General features: G+C 42.6%; 11 protein-coding genes. 8 read left to right on the forward strand and 3 right to left on the reverse strand.

Annotation, left to right across the window (positions count from 1 at the left end):
* The first annotated feature begins 14 nt into the window (after window positions 1-14).
* Window positions 15-368: a response regulator gene (locus ABWY16_RS17595; RefSeq protein ID WP_353905971.1), complete on the forward strand. Its 354-nt coding sequence runs from the start codon at window positions 15-17 to the stop codon at window positions 366-368.
* 80 nt (window positions 369-448) lie between these two features.
* Here the strand turns inward: ABWY16_RS17595 and ABWY16_RS17600 are convergent, their stop codons facing one another.
* The 3 genes from ABWY16_RS17600 to ABWY16_RS17610 all read right to left on the reverse strand — a co-directional run bounded on the left by ABWY16_RS17600 (window position 449) and on the right by ABWY16_RS17610 (window position 3,940).
* Window positions 449-1,168: a DUF4397 domain-containing protein gene (locus ABWY16_RS17600; RefSeq protein WP_353905972.1), complete on the reverse strand. Its 720-nt coding sequence runs from the start codon at window positions 1,166-1,168 to the stop codon at window positions 449-451.
* Window positions 1,169-1,323: 155 nt separating this feature from the next.
* A complete protein-coding gene (locus ABWY16_RS17605) occupies window positions 1,324-2,598 on the reverse strand; it encodes a rhamnogalacturonan acetylesterase (protein ID WP_353905973.1) in 1,275 nt (424 codons plus the stop codon).
* 46 nt (window positions 2,599-2,644) lie between these two features.
* Entirely contained in the window at window positions 2,645-3,940 is a 1,296-nt protein-coding gene (locus tag ABWY16_RS17610; protein ID WP_353905974.1) for an alpha-L-fucosidase, read from the reverse strand.
* A 268-nt stretch (window positions 3,941-4,208) separates the two neighbouring features.
* Here ABWY16_RS17610 and ABWY16_RS17615 point away from each other — a divergent pair, with 268 nt between their 5' ends.
* From ABWY16_RS17615 to ABWY16_RS17645, 7 genes are all read left to right on the forward strand, one after another.
* On the forward strand, window positions 4,209-4,892 hold the full coding sequence (locus ABWY16_RS17615) for a response regulator transcription factor (protein WP_353905975.1): 684 nt from the start codon (window positions 4,209-4,211) through the stop codon (window positions 4,890-4,892).
* A gap of 5 nt (window positions 4,893-4,897) precedes the next feature.
* Window positions 4,898-6,154 (forward strand): sensor histidine kinase, encoded by a 1,257-nt coding sequence (locus tag ABWY16_RS17620; RefSeq protein ID WP_353905976.1) that lies wholly within the window; start codon window positions 4,898-4,900, stop codon window positions 6,152-6,154.
* A gap of 69 nt (window positions 6,155-6,223) precedes the next feature.
* Window positions 6,224-8,674 (forward strand): TonB-dependent receptor, encoded by a 2,451-nt coding sequence (locus ABWY16_RS17625; protein WP_353905977.1) that lies wholly within the window; start codon window positions 6,224-6,226, stop codon window positions 8,672-8,674.
* Between the two features lie 240 nt (window positions 8,675-8,914).
* Window positions 8,915-10,771 (forward strand): LTA synthase family protein, encoded by a 1,857-nt coding sequence (locus tag ABWY16_RS17630; RefSeq protein ID WP_353905978.1) that lies wholly within the window; start codon window positions 8,915-8,917, stop codon window positions 10,769-10,771.
* Between the two features lie 29 nt (window positions 10,772-10,800).
* Window positions 10,801-11,163 carry a hypothetical protein gene (locus ABWY16_RS17635; RefSeq protein ID WP_353905979.1) on the forward strand — a complete coding sequence of 121 codons (363 nt, stop codon included), beginning with the start codon at window positions 10,801-10,803 and terminating at the stop codon, window positions 11,161-11,163.
* 111 nt (window positions 11,164-11,274) lie between these two features.
* Window positions 11,275-12,072, forward strand: coding sequence for a phosphatase PAP2 family protein (locus ABWY16_RS17640; RefSeq protein WP_353905980.1), 798 nt, complete (start codon window positions 11,275-11,277; stop codon window positions 12,070-12,072).
* 20 nt (window positions 12,073-12,092) lie between these two features.
* Window positions 12,093-12,330, forward strand: a 238-nt coding sequence (locus tag ABWY16_RS17645; protein ID WP_353905981.1) for a hypothetical protein, incomplete at its 3' end; no start/stop codon positions are given.

The raw sequence follows: 12,330 nt of genomic DNA on the forward strand, positions 1-12,330 counted from the left end.
TAAAATCAAACGACATGAGGACTCGTATAGCAATTTTTGATGATAACAAAAACATTCGGAACAGTATTATTTTACTGTTAAAAACAGACCCTTCATTTGAGGTGGTAGGCAGTTATGGCAATGCGCTGAACTGTGTGGAAAAAGTGCTGCTGTCCAAACCGGATGTAATCCTGATGGATATTGAAATTCCGGAAATTGATACCATCAAACAATTAAAAAGGGAGTTGCCGGAAATACACATTCTTATCCAGACAGTCTTTGAAGATGAAGAGCGGATTCTTGAGCTGATTACTGCAGGAGCTTCGGGCTACATTTTAAAAAGCAGCCTTAACCAGCGTTTGCGCAACCTGATATTCAGCTTAAAATAAAAGGCCATCCCTGGTTTCAGGCCCAAATTGGTATGGGGCCTGCAATCAGGAATGGCCGTCGTAATTAAATTGCCCGTTATTTACTGATTGTTTATTACTCCAAGTGCAATCTGTGTACCTCTTTTGGTTTGTACCGGAGGCCCTACAGACCAAAGGGTTGTAAACTGGCCTTCTTTCACATCTACTGCTGCAGACTTAGCCAGGATCTGGTCTGTACCGGTTTTTCTGATTTCAAATGTTGCTCCCTGTACAGGATCTATTTCAACAAATGAAGTTGCTTCTTTAAATCCAATGCCTGTTGCGGTTTTAACTGTTTTACCGTTTACAAGCAAATCGAGGTTTTCTGAATCGGGGCTCAGGTTCACAAAACGGACTTTAGCTTTGTTAGCTGTAACATTATTCAGGTCGTCTGCGATCAGAAAGCTGGTAGCTTTGGATGTTGCAGTTTGCGGAACAAGGTAAAATGAAGCACTTGTACCTTCTGCTATTTTTAGTTTGCTGCTTACAACCACGTTATTGGTTCCTTGTTCTGTTGCAGTTAATACCTGACCAGAGGCTGGGATAGCTGTGTACGCTGTTGATTTCCTGTAGGCGAGCGGAATACTGCTAAGTATTTTACCATTTACTTTGATCACATAACCCGGATTATCATAGATACCGTTAATGACTTTTACTTTGGCTTGTCGCAATGGAGGAATGTCATCATCGTTTTTGCATGCACTACCGATCATCAGCGTAATTACCAGCACGGCAACACCTGCCAGTTTAAGGAAAGAAAAATTGTTTTTTGAGACTTTCATAAGGGTTTTATTGATTTTTGAAATGCTTAAACATGCATGGTAACTCTTATCACCATATTCCTAAATGTTCCTGGCAAAAGAGAGGTTTCCCCTTCTAAAAAAAAATCCCCAATAAAGGGGTTTTTATCGGGGCACGTTCTGCATTTCAAAAACTATTAATTCCCGTCGGGCTTTACAAGGCTGGCTTTAGGGCTTGCCGGCCAGCTAAATAAGGCAAAAGGATCAGGGTGTGCGGTATCAAAAGCTGGCACTGCATAAAGATGCGCTGCCAGCTCAGGTACTTTGGTTTTAATCTCCTGTACTATGATCTTCGCAATTTCATAGGCTCCATAGGGGTTAAAATGTGTATTGTCGTTCAGCTGCTGTTCGGGATAAATCACAAATGCTTTTTTTGAACCTTCGGGACCCAGCGTTTCATACAGTTTCGTTGTGATTGCCGTCAGGTCTATAAGGGGAAGTCCTTCTTCCTGAGCCACCTTTCTGGCTGCGTCAGGGTAATCGCCATGAGAATTTTCCATTACTCCGGCAGCATTGAATGACCTTCGGGCGGTAGGGGTAAGAATAACAAGATGGGCATTTTTGCTTTTTACGGATTTTGCAAACAGGTGCAAGCGCGCAGTGTAAGACTTATAGGGGCCGTCTTCAGGGCCTTTCTCCTTTTCGTCATTGTGTCCGAACTCAACAAACACATAATCACCAGGTTTGATAATGCTCAGTATTTTCTCCAGTCGTTTACTCCCGATAAAACTCCCCAGGGATAAACCTGACTCGGCATGATTGGCGATGGCTACCCCGGGTTTAAAGAAGCGCGGAATCATCTGCCCCCAGGAAGCCCATGGTTCTTCATCCTGGTTTACCACAGTAGAGTTGCCTGCCAGGTAAACATTTACCTGATCGTCAGTTTTACGGATGTCGATACTCTGTACAGTGCTTTTCAGATCAAATTCAAGAGTAAGTTTATCATCCCAGTCGAGCTTGGTCAGTTCCCTGGGTTTCAGGCTTACCTGTCCGCCACCGGCAATTCTGCGGTCTTTGATATTGACGGTAAATGTTTTGGTGATATACTTTCCGGGGGCAGTGGATACATTTTCAAGCATCAGCCGGCGGGATTCTGCCTTTACGGTACTGAGGGTTGCGCTTGCAGGGTTTCCAAGTTTCAGGGTAACACTATAATTACCTTCCGGTACCTGTACTGAAAAATAAAAGGCCTGGGTTCCCGGTTGAGTACCCAGATCATATCCATAACCTTTTGCTGCTGAGTAAATGTCTCCAGGACTTACCTTTATGCTTCCTTTACCCGCTTTACCCTTGCTAAAATTGTAGCTGAAGGATGTCTTTGCTTGTTTCTGTACCCCATTCGTTTCTTGTCCGCTGCCGGAGAGTGGCTTCAGCAAAAACAGCAGGCAAATGATCCTCAGGGGCTTTATCATATATTCAGTTTAATACCGCAGGTTATTCTGCCGGCTCTGGTAAATTTTAATTTGTAGTCAGCTGGATTACAGTATCGTAAGGGGCGGGTTTAATTCCATCTAAATATAGAAACGCACCTTCTTCCTGTTGTTTATACCTCACAGCAGTTTTTGTGGCCAGCAGTACAGCTTTACTGATCTTTGCCTTTAATTTCGGAATAAAAATATAGTTCTCCTGCGGCCAGACCATGATATGCGTATACAAGGTTTTGTTTTTATAGGTAACTACACCCCATTGCTGCGGTGCAACAATATTTCCGCGGGTACCATAAATACTTTCGCCGTTCTGTTTCACCCATTTTCCTACGATAGCCATTGTATCCGTAAATTCCGGCTGGATCTTTCCATCAGGCATAGGGCCGATATTCAGCAGGAAATTAGCGTTTCTCCCTGCAGCACCTACAAGGTAGTGTATGAGTTGTGTTGTAGATTTGTAGTTATTGTCTGACAGGTCAAATCCCCAGCTTTTGTTGATGGTTTCGCAGGTTTCCAGCGGCAGTTCCCCGATTTTTGCTTCTCCGCTAAAGCCGGTGAGGTTATTTCCCGGAAGGTCCTTTTCAAACATCTGGAAATCTTCTCCGGGTTTTGGTTCAAGGTGGTGGTTGTTGCCTACTAAAATTGAGGGGTTCAGCTTGTGGATCAGGCCATAGATTTCATCATAATGCCAGTCCACATTTTTGCGTTCCCAGTGTCCGTCAAACCAAATACCCTTTACGCCCGGATATTTGGTAATCAGCTCAGTCAGCTGTTTTTTCATAAAACTGATGTAGCTGTCCCAATCGCCTTTTTCCGGTTTACCGTCCACAATCCTGCTCCCGTAGGCATAGTCGGGGCGGCCCCAGTCGAGCAGCGAGTAATAAAAGTGGAGTTCGATTCCTTCTTTTGCGCACTCCTTAGCCAGTTCCATCATAGGGTCTTTGTGGTAAGGTGTAGCATCTACAATATTATAGGCTGATTCTTTGGTACCAAACATGCTGAAGCCGTCATGGTGCCTCGAAGTGACAGTGATGTACTTCATTCCTGCATTCTTGGCAAACCTAACCCAGTCGCGCGCACTGAAAGACTGCGGATTAAAAAAATCTGCAAGCTTTTTGTAGTTATTGTAGGAGATATGGTCGGTGTTCATCACCCATTCGCCCCGCCCTAGTTCACTATAAATTCCCCAGTGAATGAATAACCCGAATTTCAGGTCCTGAAAAGTCTTTCTGGCGGCGAGATTTCCGGCCGTGGGTGTATAGGTTTGGGCTTTCGTTTGTACAGCAAATGCCAGACAAAGGCCGAGAATGAATAGTAGTTTTTTCATCAGTTCATATTATAGTTTATCGTTGGTGTTGGCATTACAGAGAATAACCAAAAATAAAATAAAAATCGAAGTTTCCCGATTTTGAATGTAACAATACGCCTGTAGCTGCGGCTTTGTGATGATTGGCAGCTCCTACACTTATGCGAGTGTCCAAATATGCAGAGGCCTGGGAATTCCTGATGTAAAATCAGAATAAATTCAGTTTTTGATGCTTACTTTGTCAGATAGTACATACAATTACTCCATACCGGTAATACATTAAAGAAGGATGAAGATATTAATTATAGAGGATGAAACTGAACTTTCGGATAGTATCAGTAAGTATCTGACCACGGAACAATTTACCTGTGAAGCTGCATATGACTATCATAGTGCAATTGAAAAAATCCATTTAAATGAGTATTCCTGTATTATTCTGGATATCACATTACCAAATGGAAACGGCCTTGATATCCTGACTGAGCTAAAATCGATGGATAAGGCTGACGGGGTACTGATCGTCAGTGCAAAAAATTCGATGGATGATAAAATCATCGGCCTGAATACAGGTGCAGATGACTACCTGGCCAAACCTTTTCATTTACCGGAACTTGGGGCCAGGGTTTCTGCTATTATCAGGCGCAAATCTTTTGGCGGGCGCAATCAGATCAGGATTGGCGAATTTGTGCTGGATATTTCAGATAAATCATTGAAGTACGGAAAGGATACTGTACCCCTGACGCGCAAGGAATATGAACTGCTGCTATACCTGATCAGTAATAAGAACAGAGTAGTAACAAAAGAGGCAATTGTTGAACATCTCTGGGGCGATGACATCGATATGTCGGATAATTATGATTTTATTTACTCCCATATTAAAAACCTGCGTAAAAAAATGATGAATGCCGGTTCTCCTGACTATATTAAGGTGGTTTATGGCATGGGCTATAAATTTATTATGCCATCAGAATAAAAAGGATGAAATTATTTACAAAATATAACCGCATAAGTATGGCTGCAATGGCAGGCTTATTCTTAATTGTGGGTATTGTTTATTACATATTGCTGAGTAAAGTTCTTGTCCATGAGGTAGATGAGGCACTGGGAAAATATGAAAAACAGGTACATAAATATGTAAGTAAAAATGACTCTCTGCCTGTTTTTAAGAATTTTGAGGAGGTGCAGGTTGAATACCATGTAACAGGACATTACCGTGAAAAAGTGATCAGCCAGGCAGTGATTTACAATCATGATGACCGCAAATCTGAAATGTTCAGGCTAATTGTATTTTCACAGCGCGTGAATGGGGTATGGTATGAAGTTACTGTTGCTAAACCGCTCGAGGGAACCAAACTGCTCACAAGAACGTTGGTGTACAGTACTTTGGTTATTCTCTTAGCGATGATCAGCATTACTGTTTTGCTCAACCGTTTGATATTGAAAAAGCTATGGCGGCCCTTTTATGCATCTCTGGATGAGATGAAGGGATTTAGATTGGGCAGCCAGCAGGCGCACATACTGCCTGAAACAAATATTGAGGAGTTTGCCGTGATGAACGCAATCCTCTCACAGGCGATTAGCGGCGCTAAAGACGACTACAGAATTTTGAAGGAGTTTACCGAAAATGCCTCACACGAAATACAGACGCCTCTCGCTATTATCCGCTCAAAGCTTGATCTTGTCATCCAGGATGAGGACTTATCAGAAGGACAGAGCGACAGCTTAAAAAGTGCTTATGCCGCGGTGACGAGACTTGCAAAACTCAATCAGTCGCTGCTGTTACTTGCGAAAATTGAGAACCAGCAGTTTACTGGTGTAGAGCAGATCAGTCTGAAGGACAAACTGGAAGAAAAACTGGAGCAGTTCAATGAATTCTGGAGAGGAAACCACATCAGCGTTCATACTGTTTTAAATACGGCCAGCATCGTCGCCAATCCGGAACTCATCGATATTTTATTGAATAACCTTTTAAGTAACGCCGGCAGGCATACCACTGAAAAGGGGCAGATTGATATCACGCTTGCACCCGGAAAATTGCGGATTGCAAATACAGCTAAACTGGATGGCCTGGATACCACAAGACTATTTGGCCGGTTTTATAAAGAATCCCAGTATAGCAAGTCTAATGGTCTTGGGCTTTCAATCGTGAAACAAATCTGCGAGCATTCCGGTTTAAATATTCAATACGCTTTCGCGGGTCAGCAACATGTTTTCACTGTAACCTGGGATGTTTAAAAAACTTGTCCCCACCTACAGAAACTCTACAGATTTGTATGGTTTTTTTGTTTCAGACAAACCTGCATAATGAAATATCTGCTCACATCCCTTTTTATTGCCTGTCTGTGTTTTGGTCTGAGGGCCCAGCAACAAACAGCCGCCGGAAAAATATCATCCAGAATTATAGATGCTGATACAAAGCTCCCTATAGATTATGCAACGATATACATTTATCTCCAAAATAGCCAGACTGTTGTAAAAACCACAGCATCCGATCCAAAAGGTTATTTCACAGTCAGTAACCTGCCTTTTGGAGAATACAGGATCAGCATCGGATTCATGGGGTACCGGTCTTATGCTGCAGAACACATCATCATCAGCCAGCAGAAACCCATTGCGGCCCTGCAGGGTATTGCGTTGAGCAGTACAGAGAAGGCTTTGAACGTAGTTCAGATTACAGGTAAAACACCAACGGTGCAGAACAAAATTGACAAGCTTGTCTATGATCCTTCAAATGACCTGAGTGCGCAGGGAGGTTCGGCAATTGATGTCCTGAAGAAGGTGCCTACCCTGACTGTGGATATTGATGGGAATGTAGAGCTGTTGGGCAGTCCCGGAATAAACTTCCTGATCAACGGCAAACCTTCCAGTACATTTGGCGCGAGCCTCAGTGATGCACTTGCCTCTATCCCTGCAAGTCAGATCAAAAATATAGAGGTAATTTCCAATCCCGGTGCCAGATACGACGCACAGGGTACCGGCGGTGTAGTCAATATCATATTAAAGGATAACAACGTCAGTGGCGTAAATGGAACCGTCAATCTTTCCGCAGGAACAAGACTGAGCAATGGGTCTTTTAACCTGAATGCCCGTAAAAACAATTTTGGGATAAACACTTTTTTTAGCGGCAACAGGCAGAGCAACACAACTTCTTTGAATGAGAAGCGGCTGACTAACAGTGATGGCCTGGATTTACTTAACCAGAGTGGGTCTAACAGGGCGAAAAGAAATGGTTACCAGACAGGGATCGGTTTCGACTGGAATGTTAGCCCAAAAGATAACCTGACAGCTTCGCTCGGGTACAATGAGACTGCCAACAACAGCAGGGACCTGGCTGACCAGCTGCAGACGTCTCTTGGCAGCGATGGTTTGCCCTTAAATGTTAGTTCTAACCGTACTGCGGGCAGCCGCGCTGATGGAAATACAATTCAGTGGAGCCTCGGGTACAAGAAAAAGTTCAAAAAAGAAGATCAGGAACTTAATTTCCTGTATCAGTCCAATGTAGAGACCAATCATTCCAGCTTCAACCAGATCCAGGATTATACAAACCCGGTATCCCCATCTTCAGGAGCCAGCAGCAGCAGCCCAGGAAAGGTAAGGGAAACTGGTTTCGAGCTTAATTTTACGCATCCGGTTACCAAAGACTTCAGCATAGAGACGGGAGGAAAGGCCTTTCTGAAAACCATCAGCAGTGTGATAAATGCGCAGTTATATGATGCACCGTCGCAGTCTTACGTTCCTGATCCTTTACAGTCGTACGGCTTTAAGTACGACAGGAATATATTTGCCTACTACCTGTCAACTTCATTTAAAGCATTCAACGCATTGGATATCAAAGCCGGCTTAAGATATGAATATACGGTCAACCATACTGACTTTGCCAATACTACTATCCCCAACTTTGGTTTCCTGAGCCCCTCACTGGTAATCTCCAGAAAGATTGATGAATCGCAGTCGTTAAAAATCAGCTATAGCCGCCGGATGGAGCGCCCGGATTATGATGAACTGAACCCTTTCGTCAACCGCAGTGACCCCTATAATATTTCTTCCGGAAATCCGGCACTTAAACCGGAGATCGGCAATAATTTTGAACTGGGTTATAGTAAATCGTTTAAGGATGGAACTTCATTGAATGTTACGGCTTTCTACAGGCATAATGGTGACGATTTGAAAACTTTTACAGATTTCTATCCCAGTTATTCAGAGGGGGACATTACTTATACCAATGTTTCATACACCAGCAGGATCAATACCGGCGGCGAGAACAGGTTTGGCCCTAATGTATATCTAAGTGTTCCGCTAACCAGTAAGCTTACCTTGCGTTCCAACGGGATGATTATCCGCAAAGCGATCATCTTCAATTATAAAGGGCTTGAACAGAATACAGATGGAATTGAATATAAGATTAACCTCAACGTAGCCTATCAATTCCCAAAAGACCTTTCAGCTGAGGTTTTTGGAAATTACAATTCTCCAAGGGTAGGTATTCAGGGTACCAATGCTTCCTTTCTGTTCTATACCCTGGCTGTACGGAAGCAGTTGCTGAACAAAAAAGCAAGTATAGGGCTGAGTGCAACTGATCCTTTCAATAAGTATATCAATCAGAATACTGCTATTATTCAGGCTGGTAACATGCAGTATGCTTTAAGACAAGTTCCTTACCGTTCCTTAGGTATTACCTTCAGTTATAAGTTTGGAAACCTGAAATTTGATCATAAAGAGGATTCTGCAAAAGACCCGGAGATCCCTGCCTATTAATCCAGGGATATTTTAGTTGATGCCGCAATCTGTCAAGTAAGTGATTTTCCACAAGGGCTTGAGTTGTTTTAGCAGGAGCAGCATATCTTAAATCCAGAATTTGTACAGAATTGGATTTTACCTTGCCTCATTATCAATTTATCTGTTAAAATGATCTTTAGAGGTAGGTACAGTGTACTGTTTTCGTTCTTTGCGACTTTCATATTTTGTTCATTCTTAGTTAGAACAGGGCTTTTATTAGTGTCGCTGCCGAAAACCAGTTTTGGTATTTTATCAATAGTGCATCTTTATGTCCTGGGTTTTGTTTATGATATTGCAGTGGGCTTATTTCTGGTCGCTGTTTATAATCTCTATTTGTTGCTGCTTCCTTCAAGGTGGACGGGTACAAAAGGCGATAAACTGGTCACTTACACCTGGCTGTTCCTGCTGCTTTTTATCTCTTTCTTCACTTTCTTTGCGGAGATCACCTTCTGGCAGGAATTTGAAAGCCGCTTTAACTTCATTGCTGTAGACTACCTTATTTATACCTATGAAGTAATCAATAATATCAACGAATCTTACCCCTTGCCGCTATTGATTGCTGGTGTATTGCTTAGTGTTCTGGTACTCATCTGGTTTTTTGCCAAAGCGAAAGTATTCACTTTAGCATTTCATAACAGATTACCATTCAGGACAAGAGCAGTCTTCTCAGGAAGCCTGTTGGTACTTACAGTTAGTATACCCCTTCTACTAAGCAATTCTTTTGCTGACACCAGTTCCAACAGATACCAGAATGAATTGTCAAAAGCGGGTATATATTCGTTTTTTGCTGCCTTCAAAAATAATGAGCTCAGTTACAACGACTTTTATTCGTTACTGCCAAAGAATGAAGCTTACCATGTAATCAGGACAGAACTTAAAGAGCATAACAGCCGCTTTCTGAAAGCCGGTCATTCCATCAGGAGGATTATTTCAAATCCGGGGCCAGTATATAAGCCAAACATAATCATGATTACCGTAGAAAGCCTGAGTGCAGATTTTATGCAGCATTTTGGCAATAAGCAAAAACTAATGCCCGTGCTTGATTCCTTGGCTGATACCGGGGTGTCATTTACCAATATGTATGCTACAGGTACCAGAACAGTAAGGGGTATGGAGGCTTTAACCTTATCTGCTCCACCCACTCCGGGAAGTAGTATCGTGAGAAGGCCGGGCAATCAAAACCTGTTTACCGTAGGACACGTTTTTGAACAGGAAGGATATCACCGGACATTTTACTACGGCGGGGATGGTTATTTTGATAATATGAACGAATATTTTGGAAGCAATGGTTTTGACATTACCGATCGCGGAAGGAATTTTAAAATGGGAGATACTTATAAAACGAAAAGGACAATCATTGGAGATAAACAGGTACATTTCGAAAATGCGTGGGGTATCAGTGATGAGGATTTGTTTGATGCAGTTCTCAGAGGTTCTGATCAGCAGTACAAGCAAGGGAAGCCATTCTACGATTTTATTATGACTACCTCTAATCACCGTCCATTTACCTACCCCTCCGGTGAAATCACTCAGCTCTCGGGCAGCGGCAGGGAAGGAGCGGTCCGCTATACTGATTATGCAATTGGGAAATTTATTGAACATCTCAAACTGAGGCCCTGGTTTAAAAATACGGTAATAATCATCGTTGCAGATCATTGTGCCTCCAGTGCAGGTAAAAATGAAATTGATATCAGCAAGTATCATATCCCCTGTATCATACTTAACCTTCCACGGGATGGCAGGCAGGTAATTTCTAAAATGTGTTCGCAGATTGACCTTTACCCAACCTTATTTAGCCTGCTTGGATGGACGTACCAAAGTAACCTTTATGGTAAAAATGTTCTCGATGCTGGTTATCATCCCAGGGCAGTGCTGGGAACTTATCAAAAGCTCGCCTATCTGAGCCAGGACAGCCTGGTCATTCTTGGGCCGCAGCAAAAGGCAGACACCTATATCTATAATAAAGAAAAAAACGAACAAATACCCGCTAGGTTATCCTCAAATGTGGTGGATAGAGCGATTGCAAACTATCAGACTGCCTATGACCTTTTTAAAAATGGCGGCATGCATCAATAATAAACCTTCAAAGAGAAACTTATACTGCTATGAAAGAACGAATTGGAATGCTAATCTGGAAGGAAATGAATAAACAGGGCCTTTCTCATGGCAATTTCGTTAAGGCAATGCGCCATAAAAATGTTTACCTGAAAGATTTCTTCAAAATGGAAACCATTGACGTCAATTCCCTGATTCAGATTTCCGTTTTTTTGAAGACAAACTTCTTTCAGTTTTTTGAACCCGATGATTTGATTACTGTACTGAAAAGCCCGGAAATGGATGCCGGCAAAACTACTTCAATACAAGATATAGTTAAAACTCAGCACAAGCTTTTACTTGCCCATAAGAAAATCATCATGCAGCAGGACAACTTGATAGTCCAGCTTACAAATCATTACTCGGAAAAGTAATATTAAGCATTGCTGATTATTTTTAACTGAGATCCCAAATCCAGAGTTTCTTCAGTATTCTGCTGTTCCTTTACTGCCAATCGCAGGAAGCGAGTTTATAAACATCAGTACATGAAACTCTTAAGCTACATTAAAAACCACATCCTTATCCTGGTAACTGTTTTGCCTGGATTGGTTTCAGCCCAGACTATTCCCTCAGGGCAACAGGATTCTGTTGTCGCAAAACAGGAATCAATCCTAAAAATGCGCGGTCAGAATCCGCCTAAACTTAAGTCATTTATTGTCCCTGCAGTATTCGTTTCTTACGGACTTTTGTCCCTGGGCAATAACGCAATCAGGAAGCTGGACTTTAGTACCAAAGCCGAAATTCAGGAAGATCATCCTTTGTTTGCCCATCACCTGGATAACTTTCTGCAGTATGCACCGATGGTCGCAGTTTATGGATTAAACCTCGCTGGAGTGAAAGGCAAGCACAATATTGCTGATCAGACTGCATTATATGTGTTGTCGGTTGGCATAATGGGTGTTTCTACAACAGTTGTTAAACATTGGGCAGACAGGCCCCGTCCGGATGGTTCCAATAACTATTCTTTTCCATCAGGACATACTGCGAATGCATTTGCAGCAGCCGAATTTTTAAATCAGGAATACCGCGATGTTTCGCCATGGATTGGTTACGCAGGTTATACGGTTGCGACTGCAACCGGGGTACTCAGGTTATACAATAATAAACATTGGCTTAGTGATGTAGTAGCAGGAGCGGGATTCGGTATCGCGTCAACCAAAGTAGCTTATTTGCTCTATCCGCACCTTAAAAAATTTCTAATCGGTAAGCAGAGTATGCGTTATTCAGTGGTGCCAATGTATCAGCAAAGGGCTGCCGGTTTGGCTTTTAGCGGCACATTTTAATCTTGGGCGCTCGTTAAAATATGATGGGACATTTTAAGAAAGATCTTCTTCTGTTATTTCTGCTGTCTTCGGTCATGCTTATGCTAAAGGCGCAGGAACCTCTGCGGAACATTGATTATTTTTTGAATGAAGCCGCCAAACGAAGTCCGCTGATAAAAGATTACGCCAATCAGCATCAGGCAAACAGGATTGATAGCATGCGTTTAAAGGCAGCTTATCTGCCTCAGGTTTCGGCCAGTTCTGCCGGAATGTATGCTC

The organism is Pedobacter sp. (assembly GCF_040513095.1).
GTDB lineage: Bacteria > Bacteroidota > Bacteroidia > Sphingobacteriales > Sphingobacteriaceae > Pedobacter.